This is a genomic window from Falsiruegeria sp. JB4-1 (genome assembly GCF_055693495.1).
Genome location: NZ_JBVFTZ010000002.1, coordinates 76,624 through 96,385 on the forward strand (window position 1 = coordinate 76,624; position 19,762 = coordinate 96,385).

General features: G+C 55.2%; 15 protein-coding genes and 2 pseudogenes. 8 read left to right on the forward strand and 9 right to left on the reverse strand.

What is annotated here, in order from left to right:
* Positions 1-68 precede the first annotated feature (68 nt).
* The 8 genes and pseudogenes from ACZ1HE_RS22325 to ACZ1HE_RS22360 all read left to right on the forward strand — a co-directional run bounded on the left by ACZ1HE_RS22325 (position 69) and on the right by ACZ1HE_RS22360 (position 9,938).
* Positions 69-1,781, forward strand: coding sequence for a tetratricopeptide repeat protein (locus ACZ1HE_RS22325; protein WP_472624753.1), 1,713 nt, complete (start codon positions 69-71; stop codon positions 1,779-1,781).
* Positions 1,782-1,911: 130 nt separating this feature from the next.
* Positions 1,912-2,747: pseudogene (locus tag ACZ1HE_RS22330) on the forward strand (arsenate reductase/protein-tyrosine-phosphatase family protein).
* A pseudogene (locus tag ACZ1HE_RS22335) lies at positions 2,744-3,741 on the forward strand (ArsJ-associated glyceraldehyde-3-phosphate dehydrogenase). The pseudogenes ACZ1HE_RS22330 and ACZ1HE_RS22335 overlap by 4 nt, the downstream one beginning before the upstream one ends.
* Positions 3,738-5,003: an organoarsenical effux MFS transporter ArsJ gene (arsJ, locus tag ACZ1HE_RS22340; protein WP_472624755.1), complete on the forward strand. Its 1,266-nt coding sequence runs from the start codon at positions 3,738-3,740 to the stop codon at positions 5,001-5,003. Before ACZ1HE_RS22335 ends, arsJ begins: the two are co-directional and overlap by 4 nt.
* The gene (arsB, locus tag ACZ1HE_RS22345; RefSeq protein WP_472624757.1) at positions 5,000-6,016 is read left to right on the forward strand and encodes an ACR3 family arsenite efflux transporter; all 1,017 of its coding nucleotides are present in this window, start codon (positions 5,000-5,002) and stop codon (positions 6,014-6,016) included. Before arsJ ends, arsB begins: the two co-directional genes overlap by 4 nt.
* Before the next feature lie 204 nt (positions 6,017-6,220).
* Positions 6,221-8,056: a dihydroxy-acid dehydratase gene (ilvD, locus tag ACZ1HE_RS22350; RefSeq protein ID WP_472624759.1), complete on the forward strand. Its 1,836-nt coding sequence runs from the start codon at positions 6,221-6,223 to the stop codon at positions 8,054-8,056.
* A gap of 98 nt (positions 8,057-8,154) precedes the next feature.
* Positions 8,155-9,222 (forward strand): hypothetical protein, encoded by a 1,068-nt coding sequence (locus tag ACZ1HE_RS22355; protein WP_472624761.1) that lies wholly within the window; start codon positions 8,155-8,157, stop codon positions 9,220-9,222.
* A 104-nt stretch (positions 9,223-9,326) separates the two neighbouring features.
* Complete coding sequence (locus ACZ1HE_RS22360; protein ID WP_472624763.1) at positions 9,327-9,938, forward strand: GntR family transcriptional regulator; 612 nt, start codon at positions 9,327-9,329, stop codon at positions 9,936-9,938.
* Here the strand turns inward: ACZ1HE_RS22360 and ACZ1HE_RS22365 are convergent.
* The 9 genes from ACZ1HE_RS22365 to ACZ1HE_RS22405 form a co-directional block, all read right to left on the reverse strand.
* Positions 9,935-10,420, reverse strand: a complete 486-nt coding sequence (locus ACZ1HE_RS22365) for a methyltransferase domain-containing protein (RefSeq protein ID WP_472624765.1) — start codon at positions 10,418-10,420, stop codon at positions 9,935-9,937. The genes ACZ1HE_RS22360 and ACZ1HE_RS22365 overlap by 4 nt on opposite strands.
* A complete protein-coding gene (locus ACZ1HE_RS22370; RefSeq protein WP_472624767.1) occupies positions 10,404-10,700 on the reverse strand; it encodes a hypothetical protein in 297 nt (98 codons plus the stop codon). The genes ACZ1HE_RS22365 and ACZ1HE_RS22370 overlap by 17 nt, the downstream gene beginning before the upstream one ends.
* Positions 10,697-11,326, reverse strand: a complete 630-nt coding sequence (locus ACZ1HE_RS22375) for a pimeloyl-ACP methyl esterase BioG family protein (RefSeq protein ID WP_472624769.1) — start codon at positions 11,324-11,326, stop codon at positions 10,697-10,699. Before ACZ1HE_RS22375 ends, ACZ1HE_RS22370 begins: the two co-directional genes overlap by 4 nt.
* On the reverse strand, positions 11,326-12,609 hold the full coding sequence (gene bioA / locus ACZ1HE_RS22380) for an adenosylmethionine--8-amino-7-oxononanoate transaminase (protein WP_472624771.1): 1,284 nt from the start codon (positions 12,607-12,609) through the stop codon (positions 11,326-11,328). The genes ACZ1HE_RS22375 and bioA overlap by 1 nt, the downstream gene beginning before the upstream one ends.
* Positions 12,606-13,235 (reverse strand): dethiobiotin synthase, encoded by a 630-nt coding sequence (gene bioD, locus ACZ1HE_RS22385; RefSeq protein ID WP_472624773.1) that lies wholly within the window; start codon positions 13,233-13,235, stop codon positions 12,606-12,608. The genes bioA and bioD overlap by 4 nt, the downstream gene beginning before the upstream one ends.
* The gene (locus tag ACZ1HE_RS22390) at positions 13,232-14,371 is read right to left on the reverse strand and encodes an 8-amino-7-oxononanoate synthase (RefSeq protein ID WP_472624775.1); all 1,140 of its coding nucleotides are present in this window, start codon (positions 14,369-14,371) and stop codon (positions 13,232-13,234) included. Before ACZ1HE_RS22390 ends, bioD begins: the two co-directional genes overlap by 4 nt.
* The gene (gene bioB, locus ACZ1HE_RS22395) at positions 14,368-15,342 is read right to left on the reverse strand and encodes a biotin synthase BioB (RefSeq protein WP_472625068.1); all 975 of its coding nucleotides are present in this window, start codon (positions 15,340-15,342) and stop codon (positions 14,368-14,370) included. The genes ACZ1HE_RS22390 and bioB overlap by 4 nt, the downstream gene beginning before the upstream one ends.
* Before the next feature lie 397 nt (positions 15,343-15,739).
* A complete protein-coding gene (locus ACZ1HE_RS22400; RefSeq protein WP_472624777.1) occupies positions 15,740-19,051 on the reverse strand; it encodes a cadherin-like domain-containing protein in 3,312 nt (1,103 codons plus the stop codon).
* 5 nt (positions 19,052-19,056) lie between these two features.
* Complete coding sequence (locus ACZ1HE_RS22405; protein WP_472624779.1) at positions 19,057-19,731, reverse strand: hypothetical protein; 675 nt, start codon at positions 19,729-19,731, stop codon at positions 19,057-19,059.
* Between the last annotated feature and the right edge of the window lie 31 nt (positions 19,732-19,762).

Genomic DNA, 19,762 nt, shown 5'->3' on the forward strand with positions numbered 1-19,762 from the left:
ACTTGTGTAGCAGGGCCCAAAGTATTCGTGAGCCATAGCAGTAGCGGAAGCGGCCAAGTGAGTTTTAGATGGATCATTTTGATCTGGGGACCCATAAAAAACAAATTTCAACCGTCTCGGCGGAAGCTCAACGCTGGTTCAACATCGGCTTAAACTGGTGTTTTGGGTTCAATCACGAAGAAGGGGTGAAGTGTTTCGAAAGAGCGCTTCAGCATGACCCAGAGTGCGTGATGGCGCATTGGGGCGCAGCCTATGCGGCGGGTCCTTTCTACAATAATGTTTGGCGGCAGTTCAGCAAGGAAGAGGCAGGGCACAGTACCAAATACTGCTATCATCACATCCAGCAGGCCAAGGCACTGTCACACATAGCGAGTGATCTTGAAAATCGCCTTGTTCAGGCGCTGGCCAAGCGATTTCAGAAACCAACTTTTGTGTCCGGAGATGAGTTTGATCGATGGGACGATGATTATGCCAATGAAATGCGTCGGGTATTTTATGCGTACAAGGACGATCACGATGTTATGGCCCTTTTGGTCGAGGCGCTGATAACCAGAACCCCGTGGAAACTTTGGGATGTAAAAGAGGGTGTTCCTGCCACCAACGCGGATACGCTGGAGGCACTAGAGATTACGGAACGATCTATCGCTATGCATGACGCCGCAGGCACACCTCAACATCCGGCCATTTTGCACCTGCACATTCATGTCACTGAAATGTCCAACGAACCGGAACGGGCCATGCGGTCGGCCGACGTCCTTAGTGTGCTTTGCCCTGATGCGGGTCACATGAATCACATGCCGGGGCATATTTATGTTCTGTGCGGAGAGTATGAGAAGGCCAAGACCGTCAGTGAAAAGGCAATTCGCGCGGACAATATGTATGTAGACTATGCCGGACCGTTCAATTTCTACACTACGGCCCGATGTCATGATCTGCATCTGATGATGTATACCTGCATGCATTTGGGGCAATTCGAGCCTGCAATGGATGCCGCCAATCAAATGTGTGAGACTTTGACCAAAGAAGTCCTTTCCGTAAAAGGCCGTCCGCAATTGGCCGTGACTATGGAAGGGTACTATTCCATGAAAATGCACGTCCTTGTGCGTTTTGGCCGATGGCAGGAAATAATCGAAGAGCCAATGCCAGACGACCCGCTGCTTTATTGCGTTTCGACGGCCATGCATCACTATGCCAAAGGCGTAGCCCACGCGGCGTTGAAGAACTTTGACTCCGCTGAGAAAGAGCAGCAACTATTTTTCATTGCTGCCGATCGCGTGCCCAAAGATCGCAAATTTTTCAACAATGCTGCGCGCTCGACTTTGGCCGTGGGTGAAAAAATGCTTGAAGGAGAGTTGGAGTACCACAAGGGCAATTTTGATGTAGCCTTTGCGGCATTGCGTGAAAGCGTGCGTCGCGACGATAATCTGGAATATACTGAGCCTTGGGCCTGGATGCATCCGCCACGCCATGCGTTGGCGGCTCTTCTGGCCGAGCAGGGGCATTTTGAGGAAGCCGAAGATGTCTACCGTACCGACCTTGGCCTGAACGAAAAGCTTCAACGATGTGCACAACACCCAAACAATGTTTGGGCTTTGCACGGGTTGGTCGAATGCCTGAAGTCGCGTGGTGAAACACGGGAGTTGCCAGCGCTCGAGCAACAATTAGCAATCGCTTTGACCAAAGCCGACGTACCGATTTCATCCTCTTGCATGTGCCGCGCAGAGACCACCGCAACGACGACAAGCGGATGCCGCCCGGGAGGGGTTAAAATACCAGAGTAGTTTCGCGTCTGCCGGGCTTCGGTTTGATGAGCGAATTTGACCTGTACGGCCTGCTTCGATCGCCAATCAGGACCTAATTAGACATCGGTTTCAATTGACGGTCCGCCTGTATTTCGATAATCCATGAATTATGGAAAGCACTATATCGAATCAACTCGCCACACTCGGCCATGAACACCGGCTTTCGGTCTTCAGAATGCTCATGCGGCGCATCCCCGACCGTGTGCTTAAGCCGGTGATTTGGCGACGGCTCTCGACATCAAACCCAGCACGCTCTCGAATTATCTGAACGCTCTACAGCGGTCTGGACTTGTAACGCAGGAGCGGTCTGGAACGTCTTTGTTGTATTCGGTTGAACTATCCAACGTGCAGCAAATGCTGGGATATCTTCTCAACGATTGTTGTCGTGGCCGCCCTGATATCTGCATGCCTCCACAGCACGGAAATGGCAAAACGATGGATCGGAAATTCAATGTCCTGTTTATCTGTGTGGGAAATTCCGCGCGTTCGATTTTTGCAGAGACGCTGCTACGAGATATCGCAGGAGATCGCTTCAACGTTTTCTCAGCCGGAACAGAACCTTATTCGGAATTAAACCCGATCGCGTTGCAGGTCCTTAAAGACAAGGGGCACGACACTGATGTGTTGCGGGCCAAGAACGTTTCCGAATTCTCAGGCGAGGATGCGCCGAAACTGGATTTCGTGTTTACCGTTTGCAACAAAGCCGCAAACGAGGAATGCCCCGCTTGGGAAGGTCAACCAATCAGTGGCCATTGGGGTTTGACCGATCCGGTTAAGGTCAAGGGTACGGACGCAGAAAAAAGCCTGGCGTTCCAAAACGCCTATGGTGCACTCAAGCGCCGCCTCCAGTCCTTTGCTGCCCTACCAGTTAAAAGCCTCGACCGGATCGCGTTGCAATCTGCTGTCGATGACATTGGCAGACATCCATTTGAGGATCAAAAATGACGACATATGCATTAAATGGCCTTGGCCGTATGGGCAAATTGGCCCTGAAACCGCTCTTGGATAGGGGTGCCAAGATTGCATGGATCAACGACGGCGTCGGTGACCCAGAAATGCAGGCACACCTGCTGGAATTCGATACGGTACATGGACGCTGGGATGCCAAATTTGAACATGATGATGATAGTGTAACAATCAACGGCACGCGTCTTCCATTCATCGGTACCAAGGACCTGAAAGCCTTGCCTTTGGACGGCGTCGATGTGGTGATCGATTGCACTGGAGCGTTCAAAACCGAGGCAAAACTGGCCCCGTACTTTGAAGCCGGAGTAAAAAGGTTGTTGTCTCTGCACCGGTCAAGGACGGGCCAACAGCCAACATAGTGGTCGGCGTCAACGATGACACTTATGATCCCGTTCAGCACAAGATCGTGACAGCAGCATCTTGCACCACCAACTGCTTGGCGCCAGTGGTCAAGGTAATCCATGAAAACTTGGGCATTCGACATGGGTCTATGACAACCATCCACGATGTGACGAATACGCAGACCATCGTAGATCGCCCGGCCAAGGATTTGCGTCGCGCCCGCTCGGCTCTGAACTCGTTGATCCCGACAACTACCGGGTCGGCCACGGCCATTACACTAATCTACCCGGAGCTGAAGGGCCGGTTGAACGGTCATGCTGTGCGGGTTCCGCTACTGAACGCGTCTTTGACTGATTGTGTTTTCGAAGTCGAACGTGAAACGACAGTGGATGAGGTTAATGCCCTGTTCGAGGCTGCTGCCGAAGGCGAACTTAAGGGTATTCTGGGTTACGAAACGCGCCCGCTTGTGTCGACCGATTATACCAACGACGAGCGGTCTTCGATCGTGGATGCCCCTTCGACAATGGTGGTGAACGGAACGCAGGTAAAGATCTACGCCTGGTACGACAACGAGATGGGTTATGCGCACCGTCTTGTGGACGTTGCGCTGAAGGTTGGGGAATCGCTGTGAGCACAAAGCCCGAAGGGCTATCGGCCTACGTCACGGTAACTGCCGCTTATTGGGCTTTTATGTTGACCGATGGGGCCCTTCGAATGCTGGTGCTCTTGCATTTCCATACGTTGGGCTTCTCGCCAGTACAGTTGGCGTATCTTTTTGTTCTCTACGAGATCGCAGGGATGGTGACAAACCTGACAGCGGGTTGGATCGCCGCGCGGTTCGGCCTGACATCAACGCTATACGCAGGTTTGGGTTTGCAAGTTGTTGCCTTGTTGGCGCTGACCCAGCTTGATCCAACCTGGGCGATTGGTGCGTCAGTTGCTTTTGTTATGATTGTGCAGGGGGCCAGTGGGGTGGCCAAGGACCTTGCAAAGATGTCGTCGAAGTCAGCTGTAAAACTGCTGGCACCTACCGAAGGCGGAGGGCTATTCCGCTGGGTTGCCGTTCTGACCGGATCCAAAAACGCGGTCAAAGGGCTTGGGTTTCTCCTCGGAGCCGTTCTTTTGGCGACGTTGGGGTTCATTTGGGCCGTTTTGATCATGGCGGTCGTATTGGCAGGAATCCTTGTCGCCGTTGCTCTGTTCATGCCGCCTGGTCTGCCCCAGGGACGCAAAGGCGCAAAGTTTTCCGAGGTATTTTCCAAGTCCGCGAATGTGAACTGGTTGTCAGCCGCCCGCGTCTTCTTGTTCGGCGCGCGCGATGTGTGGTTTGTGGTCGGCGTCCCGATCTACTTCTACGCGGTTCTGTCCGACGGCACCGAAGAGGGCAATCGAGCAGCGTTCTTTATGATTGGCACCTTTATGGCTGTTTGGGTGATCCTGTATGGGGTGGTTCAGGCGAATGCGCCCAAAATCCTTCACGCGTCAGATCGCAGCGAAAGTGACTTGATCGGAGCTGCTCGAACTTGGGCTGCAGCCCTGTTTTGTGTTCTTGCCGCGCTAACGATTGCCGTGCTTGTGTCGCCAGAACCTGAGACATGGCTGACAGTTACGCTGATTTTTGGCCTTTTGGTCTTTGGCGCGATCTTTGCGATCAACTCCTCGCTGCATTCCTATCTGATCTTGGCTTTCACCAAATCGGAACGAGTCACTATGGATGTGGGTTTTTATTACATGGCCAACGCGACGGGGCGTCTTGTCGGTACCGTTCTGTCGGGGCTTACCTATCAGGTTGGTGGGCTGCCGCTGGTTCTGGGAACCGCTGCTGCAATGGTTGCAATGGCTGCACTGATTTCTGGCAAACTGAACAATCAAGAAACCGAGGCTTACTCATGAGCATTTTTGAACGCTATCTTACTGTTTGGGTCGCGCTTGCAATGATCGCTGGCGTTCTGATTGGGCTGGCCTCTCCGGAGCTGGTGGGGCTGATTGCGTCCGCCGAGATCGCAAGTGTCAATCTGGTTGTCGCTGTCTTGATCTGGGCCATGGTTTACCCAATGATGGTCAGCGTTGACTTCGGTGCGGTAGCGGGTGTGGCGCGCCAACCAAAAGGGTTGATCGTCACGCTGGTGGTCAATTGGCTTATCAAGCCGTTCACCATGGCACTCCTGGCGGTTCTATTCTTTGACTACGTTTTTGCTCCGTGGATTCAGCCCGAAGATGCGGCGCAGTACACTGCCGGCTTGATCCTGCTGGGTGCTGCGCCTTGCACTGCAATGGTCTTTGTCTGGTCTCAACTGACCAAAGGAGACGCCACCTACACATTGGTTCAGGTCTCTGTGAATGACTTAATCATGGTTGTTGCATTTGCCCCCATTGTGGCTTTTTTGCTTGGCGTTACCGAGATTTCGGTGCCATGGCAAACCTTGGTAACAGCCACGGTACTCTATGTAGTGCTGCCGTTGATCGCCGGGCTTGTTACTCGCCGTTATTTGGGATCGCAGGATTCGATTGACGCGTTCTCGGCCCGTGTAAAACCTTGGTCCGTTGTGGGTTTGATCACGACTGTCGTGATCCTATTCGGGTTGCAGGGTGAAACGATTATCGCCAAGCCTTTGGTCATCGTTCTGATTGCTGTGCCCATTATCATTCAAAGTTACGGCATCTTTGCCTTGGCCTATGGAGCAGCATGGGCAATGAAAGTTCCGCACCGTATCGCAGCGCCGTGTGCAATGATCGGAACATCGAACTTCTTCGAACTGGCAGTTGCCGTTGCAATCAGTTTGTTCGGTCTGCATTCAGGGGCTGCTTTGGCAACGGTTGTCGGCGTTTTGGTCGAAGTCCCCGTGATGCTCACATTAGTGGCCTTCGCGAACCGGACACGAAGGCATTTTCTCAATCCGCAGTAACCAAAAAGTAAGCTCCCTAACGGGTACCTTGGGTCCTCCGGCAGCGAGATCCTTGCCCCTTGGAACATCTGGGAACACGGGTTGAACCCGTTAACCATTGGAATCTAGCTGTCCTGACCCGAATTCGCTTGGTTATGACTTGGAACAAGGCGTTTCGATCTTTAAGAGTTTTCCGAACGCGATACTTAATAAGGGGCTCAGACTGTGCCGCAATACCGCTCTCGTAGATCTACCCACGGCCGCAATATGGCAGGCGCTCGCAGCCTGTGGCGTGCAACAGGCGTCGGCGAAGGGGATTTTGGAAAACCGATCATTGCTGTCGTGAACTCTTTCACACAGTTCGTGCCCGGCCACGTCCATCTCAAAGACCTCGGCCAGATGGTCGCGCGCGAGATCGAATCCGCTGGTGGCATCGCCAAAGAATTCAACACCATTGCCGTCGATGATGGCATCGCCATGGGCCACGACGGGATGCTGTATTCGCTGCCATCGCGCGAGCTGATTGCGGACTCGGTGGAATACATGGTCAACGCCCATTGCGCGGATGCGATGGTCTGCATTTCGAACTGTGACAAGATCACGCCCGGCATGTTGATGGCCGCCATGCGCCTGAACATTCCGGTTATCTTTGTCTCAGGCGGCCCGATGGAGGCTGGCAAGATCGACATCGCTGATCTGGACATGAACAAGGTGGACCTTGTTGATGCCATGGTCGCGGCGGCGGATGAAAAGTTCACAGATGAACAAGTTAAGCACATTGAAGAGAATGCGTGCCCAACCTGTGGGTCGTGCTCGGGGATGTTCACCGCAAACTCGATGAACTGTCTGGCCGAAGCTCTGGGTTTGGCGCTGCCGGGCAATGGCTCGACACTGGCCACACACTCGGATCGTAAGAACTTGTTCCTGGAAGCCGGGCGCAAGATCGTCGACATTACCAAGCGCCACTACGAGGGTGACGAGACAGGTCTGCTCCCCCGTGAGGTTGCGTCCTTTGCTGCCTTTGAAAACGCCATGAGCCTGGACATCGCCATGGGTGGCTCGACCAACACCGTTCTTCATCTGCTTGCCATCGCGCAAGAAGGTGAAATCGAGTTCACAATGGACGACATCGATCGGCTTAGCCGCAAGGTGCCGTGCCTGTGCAAGGTCGCGCCCAACATCCACAACGTCCACATGGAAGACGTGCACCGGGCTAGCGGCATCTTTTCGATCCTGGGTGAGTTGCATCGCGGTGGGTTGATCAACTCGGATGTGCCAACCGTGCACACCGCGTCCATGGGCGAGGCCATCGCCAAATGGGACATCAAGGTTGCCAACAACCCACAAGCCGAAGAATTGTTCAAAGCCGCACCGGGTGGCGTTCGCACCACGCAAGCGTTCAGCCAATCGAACCGGTTCAAGGAGCTGGATACCGACCGTGAAGGCGGGGTGATCCGTTCGGTCGAAGCGGCATTTTCGAAAGACGGCGGTCTGGCCGTCTTGTTTGGCAACATCGCGCTTGAGGGCTGCATCGTCAAAACTGCCGGTGTCGATGAAAGCATCCTGAAGTTCTCGGGGCCTGCGCGCGTGTTTGAAAGCCAGGACGCGGCGGTCGAGGGCATTCTGACTCGCAAGGTTCAGCCGGGTGAGGTGGTGATCATTCGCTACGAGGGCCCGCAGGGAGGGCCGGGGATGCAAGAAATGCTCTACCCGACCTCGTATCTGAAATCCAAAGGTCTGGGTAAGAAATGCGCCTTGCTGACCGATGGCCGTTTCTCGGGTGGCACGTCGGGCCTGTCGATTGGTCACGCCAGCCCTGAAGCGGCTGAAGGTGGCGCTATTGGCCTCGTGGAAACCGGAGATCTGATCGAGATTGATATTCCGAACCGCACGATAAACCTGGCGGTAACTGACGATGTCTTGGAGCAGCGCCGTAAGGAGATGGGTCCATTGCCCTGGGGTCCGGCCGAGCCGCGTCAGCGCGCGGTGTCTACCGCGCTCAAGGCCTATGCGGCGCTGACAACTAGTGCCGCCAAAGGTGCCGTGCGCCGATTGAAGTGAACCTACGCATTTATGTGTTTGCGGCCCCGCCAATTGGCGGGGCCGCTTGTTTTTGTTACCTAAGAAGAGTGATCTGACTTTTCGGGGGGTGCAACACTTTGAAGTCAATCTACGATCCGGATGAAACCAAGGAAGAGGAATTATGGTTCATTCCCGCACCACCTGATGGGAACGGTGCAGAGGATGTGCCGTGGCCTGTGGCTGCGCAAGAAGCCAGCCTGAGTCCGGCGGTCTGGTTGGCGGCAGAGAAAAACAGGTATCGCGAATTGCTGGACGCCGCCGTTGTGGTGGAAAGGTTTGCCGAGCGCTTGCGACATTTTCCCGAGCAAGTGAAAGAACGGTTTGCACTATCTTCGGTTTCTGCAGTTCTGCGCAGTGAAGGGATCTGGCTTGGACCTGAGCAGATCGCGCTTTACAGGTCGTTGAGATTGACAAGCGATGACACCGCACAGGATTTGTCACGTGCAAGTTGGGCTGTCCGGCGCCTAATTGCCCGCCAAGTCTCGGGTTCGGCACCAACACAGGGACTTCATCATTTTCTCGGACGTAATCAGCATTCAGACCCGTCTGAGGTGCTTGGAGAAGGTCGTGCAACCGGAACCGAATTAGATGCTATAGGGCAAAGTTGGGCGCGCAGCGTAGAGGCGATGTCAGAAGCTCATTCATTGACACAAGCGGCTTATGCATTTGCACAATGGCGGTCCCACGACATTACCCCGTGGGATGAACTGCTTGAGCCGACGATTGCAGCAATGATTTTGGGTCGCGGCGGAACCGATCACGTCGCGACTTTCCTTCCGATATCGGAAAGCCATCGGTTTGACAGGCACAGCCTTGAGCAACGCTCAAGTAGCGCCGAAGCGCGTTTAACCGTCTTCTTTGAAGCAATCAGACAAGGTGCGCTGAATGCCAATATGGAGTTGGATCGATTGGCTACCTGGAAATCGAGAGCAGATGAAGTCACCAGGAACTTGTCTGGTCGGACACCAACCCAATTGCTACTTACGATGATGAAGTTCCCGATCGTTTCAGCGGAACTGGTTTCCCAGGACACCGGGTGTTCGCGCCCATCTGCGCGCAGAAACCTCAACTTGTTTGCCGAAATGAAATTGATCCAAGAGGTTACAGGACAAGACCGATACCGCTTTTGGGCGATCAGATTATGATTTGAGAAATGACCCTCGCGCCAACGCCTTGTGATTTGGAACAATGCGTTCTCTCGGGGCAAAGCCGCTTGCCTCTTTGCTCGCCCGTTCCTATCAGTATCGACATGACATCAAGCACGAAACAGACCATCTCGGATCAGATAGTTCAGTCTTTAACTGATCAGATCGTTCGTGGTGAGTTGCAGGCGGACACCAAGCTCAGACAGGATCACATCGCTCGATCCTTCGAAACAAGTCACGTTCCTGTCCGTGAGGCTCTGTTACGGCTTGAGGCGAGGGGGTTGGCCGTCAGTCAATCCCGTCGCGGGGTGAGAGTCGCGCCATTTGACCCTGCCGACATGCGCGAAATTCGCGAGATGAGGTTGGCGCTTGAGCCTCTCGCACTGGGCCACTCGGTTGCTCACCTGACGCTGGAACAACGACAAGAGGCCGAGTCCGCCCGTGTGGCCTGTGACGAGGCCCATGATCTGTTTACATGGGAAGAGCAGAACCGTCGTTTTCATCTGGCCATCATTGCCGGATGCACGATGCCACGCCTGAAGGCCGAGATACTAGACTTGCAGATGCTCAGTGCGCGTCACCTGTTGGCGACCTATTCCAACGCTTGGTCGCAACGCGAGGACCGTGATCACCGGGCAATCATGACGGCGATAAACCGGCGCGATGTTGAAACAGCCGTGGCAGTGCTGCGCCGCCATCTGTCAAGATTAGGCTAACGTTTCCGGGCGATCATCCAAACGGGGTCGTACGTCAGGGGCAGCTTGCCATCCCGCCCAAATTTCTCGGCATAGAGACGCTCAAATTCGGTCAGTTTTGCGCGTGACCATTGCTCGCGCGACTGACCGTTGACTCCGGTCTTGCGCAAGTGCTTGAGCAAGGGCAGGGCACCTTCGAACCACATGACAATTGGTTTTTGCGCAAGGTGGAGGATATCCATCGTGGTAAGCGCTTTGGCCGCCCAATCCTGGGCATTGCAGTATCCGGGCGCGGCTGCGGAGGAGCCCAATGCCAGCAGCTCACGAAACTGCATCGTTCCAAAACCGCTGAGCGCCAACAGACCACCAGGGGCCAGGTGATCGCTGAGTCTTTGTAACAGCTGGTTCTGGTCGGGAATCCACTGCACTGTCGAGGCCGAGCAGATCAGGTTCAGATCGGTGGGAATGGACAGCGTTTCAATCGGGCTAGGCGACAAACGCATCGGCGGTGCCCCGCACAGCGGCGCCGCATTCTGGAACCAGATCGTTTGCCATCATCCAGTCGATGGGTACCTGCTGTCGCAACGTATGCGTCAGGTGGCCAGTGCCGCAACCAAACTCGAACGCACGGGCTATGTGCCCAGAAACATGAGGCATCAGCCTGTCCACCAGATCGCTGGCGATCTTTGCCTGCGCTTCGGCACTGTCGTGATAGCTTGCAAGACCCCGACGAAAGCTTTGTCGTACACGGCGTTGATCACGGTCGAGGACGATGGTCTTCATGCCTGTGTCACCTCATCCCATGTGGACCATCGCGCAAAGGGAACATGTGGGCTGTCGATCTGGATCACACGATCAGTTTGCCCCTGCCAGGCGCGCAACTGGTTGGCGGCGGGTATGATTTTGTCAGCGGTCGATATCCAGATGTGATCGAATTTCAAAGTCGGTGCGACGCCTCGCTCGCCTATGGCGATCAGTTCCGCTTTGCGTGCATCAACGTCGATTTCCGTGCTTTCCTGTTTGGCGCCAAAACAGCGCATAAGGAAAAGCTGATAGCCCTGAAGCGACAGAGTTTCGATGGTTTTTGTCATTGTCACCGGAGGGATGCCGGTCGCCCGATTGACCGGGGACAACGTACCATTCACGGCAATCTTGGCGTCAAACAGATCAGGGTTGTTGGCCTGCCAATGCGCGTAAGAGGCAACACCAAAGGAATACGCGATCAACGTGACCCGAGCATATCCGCTCAGGTCGGGCAGCGTGGTTGAAAGGTCACGATAGTCCTGAACAAACAGCACGTCTTGAGGCCCTTGCAGATGCGCAAATGGCGCAGCCCCCAAGGCCCAGCCGCCAAAGACCACAATCACCTCATCCGCCGTGCCGGAATGCTGTAGCCAGTCAACCTGCATTAAAGTTCTCGCGCCAAACGCAACATGCCGCCACAAATCGAGGTCAGTTCGTCGTCCGAGGTGATAAAAGGCGGCATGCAATAGATGTTGTGCCCAAATGGGCGCAGGAACACACCCATGTCACGCGCCAAGTCGTGGGCCTGATCAGCGCTGACGCGGTGATCCATTTCGATCACACCAATCGCACCCAGCACGCGCACGTCTGCCACGTTTGTCAGGTCGCGAGCCGGGGCCAGCTGTTCTTTCAACCCAGCCTCGATCCGGCTGACATTGGCGTGCCAGTCCGATTGCTCCAGCAAGTCGAGGCTGGCTTTAGCTGCGACACAGGCCAGTGGGTTTGCCATAAACGTCGGGCCATGCATGAACACGCCCGGATCACCGTTTCCAATCCCAGTCGCTACGCGGTTGTTGGTCATGGTAGTGGCAAAGCTGATGTGACCACCGGTCAGTGCCTTGCCCAAGCACAGGATGTCCGGCTCAATCGTGGTAAAATCGGTGGCAAACAGGCGGCCAGTGCGTCCAAATCCGGTGGCAATCTCATCGAAGATCAGCAGCACGCCGAACTCGTCGCACAGTGCCCGCGCCTGATTAAGGTATTCGGGATGGTAGAAATACATGCCACCGGTGCCTTGCACGACCGGTTCCAGGATAAAGGCGGCGATTTGCGTGTGATGTGCTTCCACGACGGACCGCAACTCGGCGATGCCGTTCACGGCTGGATCTTCTGGCCAGCCTTGATCAATCGCGATTGGGGGTTGCGGGACAAAATGCTGGATGCTGAGAGCGCCCTGAAACAGATGGTGCATGCCGGTGACCGGGTCACAGACGCTCATCGCCTTCCATGTGTCGCCATGATAGCCCGAGCGGGTGGTGACAAACTGATTACGGCCCGGATGACCCACGGCGTGCTGATACTGCACTGCCATTTTCATCGCCACTTCGACTGAAACCGAACCGCTGTCGCAATAAAAGATCCGCTGCAGCGAAGGCGGTGTGATTTCGAGCAGCTTTTGCCCCAGCTCAATCGCCGGATCATGGGTCATGCCGCCGAACATCACATGGGGCAACCGGTCGAGTTGGTCATGGATCGCTCGCGTGATCGCAGGGTTGCGATGGCCGTGCAACATGCACCACCACGACGACATCGCATCAATCAGGCGGGTGCCGTCGTCGAGCGTAATCCAAACCCCTTCCGCCTCCTTCGCGACAAAGGTTGGTCCTGGTTTTTCAACGTTGGTGTAGGGGTGCCACAGGTGTTTCTGATCGAACTCAAGCGGGGTCATGCGGTCAGTCCTTGACGGATGGTGTCCATGTCGATGTGGGTGAATGCCTGGTCCAAGGCTTCGGGCGTAACCTGATCCATCACAGGCAAACGACCCAAAGGAGCGCAGTTGCCAAAGTCGATGATGGTCTGCTCCACCAGCGGTTCCGGTTCTCCGATGAAAGCTACGCCCAGAATGGGACAGTTGCGTTCGCGCAATGCGGCGAGAGACAGCAGGCTATGGTTGATCGTGCCCAGTTTGGTACGCGCGCACAGGATCACCGGGGCGCCCCAATCCGCGATCAGATCGGCATAGAGCACGCGCCGGTTCAATGGCACGAGCAGCCCGCCGGCACCCTCGATGACCAGTGGCCCATCGACTTTGGGCACGGGCAGGGCAGCGGGATCAATTTCGACCCCTTCAGCCTCGGCCGACAGATGGGGTGAGGCGGGCAGGTTCAGCAGATACCCCTCAGGCAAAACAGGCTGACCGGATAGGCGGGCGACGATCTGGCTGTCGGTCTCGGCCTCGATGCCCGACTGCACCGGTTTCCAGTAGGTGGCTTTCAGTGCGCGTGTGAGGCCGGCTGAAAACACGGTCTTACCGATTTCAGTGTCGGTTCCGGTAACGACAACGGGTTGGGTCATTTGGCGGTGACCTCCTTCACTTCGGCCAGATCGCGGAACATCTCCGAGATCACCGGGGCAGGGGTGTTGAGTGTGATGGAAATCCGTAGGCGCGAGGTGCCGCGCGGCACTGTGGGCGGGCGGATGCCGCGGATGTCATAGCCGAGGTCTTGCATCATTTGTGCAAGCTCCATCGTTGATTTGTCTGCGCCGATGACGATCGGCATGATTTGGCTTTGGAACCCGTTCAATCCTAGATGTTGCTCGGCTTCCGCGTGGGCGTGTTTCATCAATTGTTGTGCCGCGTTTTGCCGGGCAGGATTGTCGCGCAGCTCGGTCAGGGCTGCACGCACCAAAGCCGCGTTGAGCGGCGAGGGGGCGGTGGCAAAGATGAACCCGCGCGCCTTGTTGATCAGCGTATCAATCAGCGTCTTTGCCCCGCAGATCAGGGCGCCTGAAACGCCAAGCCCCTTGCCGCAGGTGTGCAGTGTCAACAGGTTTTCCCGATCGGCAAAGGCATGGCTCAGCCCACGCCCTCTGTCGCCAAAAAACCCAGTGGCATGTGCCTCGTCGACCACCAACACGGCGTCGTTTATATCCGCCAGTGCCATCAAGTCGGGCAGGGGGGCCAGATCGCCGTCCATGGAGTAAAGGCTCTCGACCGCGATCCAGATCTGACCGGTGTTTCCTGCAGCACGCCAATCGCGAATGGCGTGTTCAGCAGCCGTCATATCGTTGTGGGCAAAGGGCTGGGTTTCGGCGCGACCCAACCGCATTCCGTCATGGGTGCTGGCGTGGATCAGCTCGTCATAGAGCACCAGATCTTCATGTCCCGGCAGGGTCGAAAAGATCGCGGCGTTGGCCTGAAACCCGCCGCCCATGAACAGGGCGGCTTGGGTGCCAAAAAATTCCGCCGCATCCTGCTCCAGCAGTACATGCTCATCTGCATTGCCGCGCAATAAGCGCGAGCCGCTAGCGCCAACCGGAACCCCACGATCCAGAGCCGCGCGGGCTGCCGCCTGCAACACATCGGACCCGGCCAACCCCAGATAGTCGTTTGACGCAAAGTCATGCCCGGCCCGCGCGATCAACGTGCGGTAACGGCCCCTTGTCTGCAACGCAGTCAGGGCGCGGTCTTGCCGGGCGAACATCGTCATTTCGAGGCGTCACACCCAACGGCCATGGCCTGGATACCCAGCTTGGCAAACAGTTGACCGTCCTTGTCTTCTTCGGGGTTGTCAGCGGTCAGCAGCGTGTCGCCTACAAAGATCGAATTGGCACCAACAAAGAAACACATCGCTTGCATTTCCTCGGTCATGTCGGTGCGGCCTGCGGACAGGCGCACATGCGATTTCGGCATCAGGATCCGGGCCAGGGCGCAGGTGCGGACAAATTCAATCGGGTCGAGTTTTTCCACGTTCGCCAGCGGCGTGTCCGCAATCGGGATCAGCATGTTAACTGGTACGGAATCCGGGTGCTCTTCCAATGTGGCGAGCGACACCAACATGTCGATGCGGTCCATTTGTTGTTCACCCATGCCGACGATGCCACCGGCGCAGACCTTCATGCCGGCCTCGCGCACGCGGTTCAGCGTGTCGATCCGGTCAGCAAATGTGCGAGTAGTGATGATCTCCGAATAATAGCGCTCGGACGTGTCGATGTTGTGGTTGTAGTAATCCAGACCGGCGTCACGTAGGCGGAACACCTGATTGTCGTCCAGCATGCCCAAAGTCATGCAAGTTTCCATTCCCAGGTCTTTTACGCCCTGGATCATCGCCTCAAGTGCAGCCATGTCGCGGTCCTTGGGTGAACGCCAGGCGGCACCCATGCAATAGCGGGTCGCGCCGCCTTCCTTGGCTTTGCGGGCTTCGGCGATCACGCGCTCGACCTCGATCAGTTTTGAGGCGGATAGCTTGGCGCCATTGCGAGCCGATTGACTGCAATAGGCACAATCCTCGGCGCAACCGCCGGTTTTTATCGACAGGAGTTTTGAACGCTGGACCTGATTTGGGTCAAAGTGGGTTCGGTGTACCGTATGGGCCTGATAGAGCAGATCCATGAACGGTTGGTTATAGATCTTCTCGGCCTCTTCACGGGTCCAATCTGTGCGAACCGAAGTCGTATCCAGCACGTCGGTACTCCTTTTATAGATAAAAATTTCCTGCCTGACGCATGAGGTAGTTTTTTATCTACAAAGATAGATCACGCAAGTAGAAATGCTGCCGCGCAGCAAATTGGTCAAATTTTCGCGACGTCCTTTGACAATGCTGACAAAAATTAAATCGTTCTCGCAGAGCAAAAGTTCTTACGTTCAAGTGCTTGAGCGCTTATCGCACCTCGGGCCCGGATAACGCATCTAGCCACAAAACTCTGGAATAGAAATTGCTCAATCAAACGATGCACTCAGCGATTCTTGATTTCCATGCAAGCGACAACGACTACAATCTGAAGCGGATTACTCAAGCCGAGCCGAGTCGGTGACAAGACCACTGCGGAGAGGCAGGGTCTTGTCATCCCATGACTTGCTAGATAACGGCCGTCTCCTGGTTGCCGCTGGCGTTGGTAAAGATGACTTCAACTTCGTCTGCGAACCCGCCTCCATCAACGCCGACTGTCGCAGCCAAAGATCCATCAACACTTAGTGCTCCGGAAATGTTGTTGTACCCAACGTGATCATCCAATGTCTCACCCAAGTTGAGGGCAACAACGGCCGTAAGATCAATTTGATCGACGCCGGTTGGCAAGATCAACCCGATGGGTTCGTCGAAATCAAGAATGACGTCTGCAGAGCCCAAGTCGGTGATTGTGAAGACATCCTGCCCTCCGCCACCTTCCAGAGTATCTGAGCCAGAACCGCCAGTCAGGACGTCGTTGCCGTCGCCGCCTACGCCCCAATCATCGCCAGCACCGAGATCAATTGAAAAGTCCCGTGCCGAGCTGCTCAGATCGACATAATCCGAGCCACCCTGCAATGAGAATCCTTCGATCTCAGCATATGGGGTCGCCAGATCCAGAATGACGGCATCGTCACCATCAGTTCCGCGTGCGATGTCAGACCCACCTGCGGCTCCGGTGACATCGTCCATGAGATCACGCACGCGCCCGTCCGGGCCTGTGTGTGTACCGTCTGCTTCCATCTGCAATGTGTCGATGTCCAGGTTGGCCGTTGCTGTGCTGCGCGCAGGCCCTGGTCCGCTATCAACCACATCATAGGTCAATGTAGGCGTCCCGACATAAGCATCAGGCACCGTCACGATCACATTGGAGCCGACGACGTTCAATCCGACCAATGCGTCGTCGGCTGTGATGTTTTCTACCGTCAATGGCTGATCCGGATCTGCAGAGTTCGCCAGAAGTTCGGTGAACGAAACCGTAAATGTCGGATCGGTCGATACGATGTCGACCGGGCCACTGATATCGGGTTGGTCATTGATGGCAACCACGAATGCATCTGGCGCTCCGCTGCCATGATTGGTCGAAACTGTTATGGTGCCGGTCAATGTGCCAGCGAAGTCGCCCGGCAAAGTAATCGACAAGGCAGCAACAAGGGTTGCGAAATCAGCCGGAGATGTTGATCCGCGCGTCAGCGTCAGGCGATCACCGTTGATTGTACCCGAAGATGACGTCGTTCCCGGTGGTAGGGGATCTGAGAACTGGACAATCACTTCTTCTAATGTCTCTGACGGATTGGCCTGAACATCTGTAACCATCGCATCGATGCCAAAATCGACAACAATGGGGGCGCCGGTTTGCGGGGCTGTGGGGGGTTGAACGTCGACGTCAACGGTCAAGTCAAGCTCGCCGTCTAGGTCAACTGTGAAAGTCCCGTTTTCATTTCCGCCTTCGTTGGTTGTAACGGTAATTGATCCATCGAGAGGTGTTCCGTTGGTGGAATAGTCCTGCGGGAATATCAGCGTCAGTTGTTGGAAGTCAGCCAGACTGCCCGAGAACACCAGATCGCCGGTTACTGGGACAATCGCCCCTGCGCCGACCTGATATGCCATTCCGTCGGGTACACCAGTGATGGTGTAGGTCACATTATCCACAAACTCTGAGCCATCGGTGTCGCTGACCTGAATGTCAAAATCACCCGCGGGGTCATGCGTGACTGCGGCATCCGTTTCGTCGAGTTCGATGTCTGGATCGAGAACGCTGAACACAAGGTCTGGGGCTACAGCAATATCCAGATCGAGGGTCTGAGTTGGCGTCCGTTCGGTGTCGGTAAAGATTCCGTCGGCATCCGTGGTAATTGCGGTAACACCCAAAGAGGTCATGCCACCAAAATCGGGCGGTGCGAGGAAGGTCACCACACCATCGGGAGCAAATCCAAGATTAACCGAGGGGTTAACCGTCGGGCTAGGCGTCGCGCTCAGTGTGACAATGCCTCCCACAACCGGCTGTTCGACGCCGTCGACAAAGATTTTGCCACCGGCAGGTACTTCGATCTCAAAGCTCATCGTTTCGTGGGGATCAGGTGTTTCGCCTGCTATCGTCAATGTAAATAGATCGCCCGAGTCTTCGACGCCGGTGGTGGGATCTATGCTTGCCGTCAGCGTGGGCGTATCTGCATCCGGACGCACCCGCAGAATGAAGTTCTGTGTTCCTGTTGCCTGATCGGAATTGTCGAGTTCCAGGGTATTCACGGTTAGTGTCAGTGGAATCTCACTGGGCAAGTCTGAATCCAGTGAATCCGGGGTTCGTGCGTGCAGCCCGTTCAACTTTGCCGACACAAGTGGGAAAGCCGATTCAGAGATCGTGAAACTACCGTCCCCATTGTCGATAAATCCGTTGTTTGAAGGTCCGGTTACATCAAGGTAATCCGGCACTCCGGCAAGTACGATCGTGATCGTTTCCGAACCATCCTGATCAGGTGTGTTTGCTTCGATGAATTGGCTGAAATTGAGCGAGATGTCTTCGATTGCGGTTATGATCGGGACAGGTCCACTCTCATCTACAAATGGTTGTCCGGTGTCTGGATCCAGGATTGTGTCGTCAAAATTGAAGAACGGATCATCCGCAACCGGGATGACCTGAAGTGTTTGGTTCAAAGTAGAGGATGTAGTATCCCCGTTTATGTCCTCGCTACTCGCAACGATCCGGATGTTCAGTGGGCCGCTGTAATGCTCGGCCGCTTTCAGGCTGAGATTGGCGATGTCGTCAAAGTCAACGTTGTACCGGGTAAGCCCTCCGCCAATTTCCGTACCGGTCAGCGGATCACCGTTTTCGTCGAGCAATTGCGCCCCCGACGAAGTTTCCAATTCGATCTGTACAGTGTCTCCGGGACGTTCGCCGCCATCCGGGCTGGTGATTGAAAGACCCAGATCAAAGAGAGTGTCTTCATCGAACGAGCGTCCGCCGGTCAAGCGGATTACGGGCGGATCCACAACCGGGTTGATGGTCAGACTGAACGTACTGTTGCCTGAAGTAGTTGTACCACAGGTAAAGTTGTTCAAGATCATAGAGTAGTTAAGTGTATCCAGCCCATCATAGGGATCGTCCGGTCCGAAGGTTTCGTTCGGATCGAATGAGTTCGTTGGGCTTGATTCATGCTCTGGAGGTGTGAAGAGCAGCGAGCCTTCGGTTTGTGTTGGGTCGTCAGGATCGACGCCCAAAACGGAGAGGTCAATCACCCAAAACCCTGTCACGGGATCGAATAAAGCACCACCCGGCGGATCTGTCGCCAAAGAGGACCCTGGCGGCAACTCTATTCCGATACCAAAATCCCCGGTTACGCCGTTGGGCAGATTCACCAAGTCGTCGATGGAATCATAGAATGGTGGCTGTGGTGTGATTTTGACCTTTAGCTCGATAACGGTGTCTTCGTCGCCGCTGCCCACAAGTTCTAGAATTGGAAGAGGTAGTATTTGCTCCGGCTCACATGGATCAGGTCCCCCCCCGTTGCAGGAACAACGACGACGGTAAAGTCCATTGGTACGACAGATCCACCCGGCAATGAGTCAATCAATGCCAAGACCTCTTCAGGGGTGCCAATCAGGCCGTCCAAGGGTTGATCATCTTCAACGACAATCGCGTGAATTGTCATGTCGTAATACGTTACTTCCGAGACATTGGTTGGAACAAATTCCAACGTGGCCAGTTGATCCGCAGTTACAATGTAAGATTCGCCGGTCGTATCTACTGGTGTTGCACCTAGGAAAGATACGCTCGGGTCTACGCCCGTGATTAGATAGTAAAGTGTTTCGGATCCATCGAATTGACCACCAACAAAGGTGATTTCTGTCATGCGACCCTCGATTGGATCAGCCGGTCGGAACAGAGCGTCCGGCGAAATCGGACCGGTCTGAATAAAGATATCCCGAATCCGCGAATCCAACTCGAAAGGTGAATTGTCCCGACCCGCATAGCCATAAACCCGATCTGCGTTTGGGATACCGTCTACAATTTCGGTCGGCCGAAATGCGTCATCGATATCATCATCGGTAATTCCTGAGTTCGGATCATCGGTAGGATCCGGGTTTTGCAGCTCCAGGATCGGGTCATCGGCAATACCCGTCACGTCAACCGTGACGGTGCCAGTCGCCAGCTGG

What these genes read in the sequence shown, in the direction of transcription:
- ACZ1HE_RS22325 (WP_472624753.1), top strand. Translation starts at nt 69, where the DNA reads ATGGATCATTTTGATCTGGGGACCCATAAAAAACAAATTTCAACCGTC.
- arsB (WP_472624757.1), top strand. Translation starts at nt 5,000, where the DNA reads ATGAGCATTTTTGAACGCTATCTTACTGTTTGGGTCGCGCTTGCAATG.
- ACZ1HE_RS22360 (WP_472624763.1), top strand. Translation starts at nt 9,327, where the DNA reads ATGACATCAAGCACGAAACAGACCATCTCGGATCAGATAGTTCAGTCT.
- ACZ1HE_RS22365 (WP_472624765.1), bottom strand. Translation starts at nt 10,420, where the DNA reads ATGCGTTTGTCGCCTAGCCCGATTGAAACGCTGTCCATTCCCACCGAT.
- ACZ1HE_RS22370 (WP_472624767.1), bottom strand. Translation starts at nt 10,700, where the DNA reads ATGAAGACCATCGTCCTCGACCGTGATCAACGCCGTGTACGACAAAGC.
- ACZ1HE_RS22375 (WP_472624769.1), bottom strand. Translation starts at nt 11,326, where the DNA reads ATGCAGGTTGACTGGCTACAGCATTCCGGCACGGCGGATGAGGTGATT.
- bioA (WP_472624771.1), bottom strand. Translation starts at nt 12,609, where the DNA reads ATGACCCCGCTTGAGTTCGATCAGAAACACCTGTGGCACCCCTACACC.
- bioD (WP_472624773.1), bottom strand. Translation starts at nt 13,235, where the DNA reads ATGACCCAACCCGTTGTCGTTACCGGAACCGACACTGAAATCGGTAAG.
- ACZ1HE_RS22390 (WP_472624775.1), bottom strand. Translation starts at nt 14,371, where the DNA reads ATGACGATGTTCGCCCGGCAAGACCGCGCCCTGACTGCGTTGCAGACA.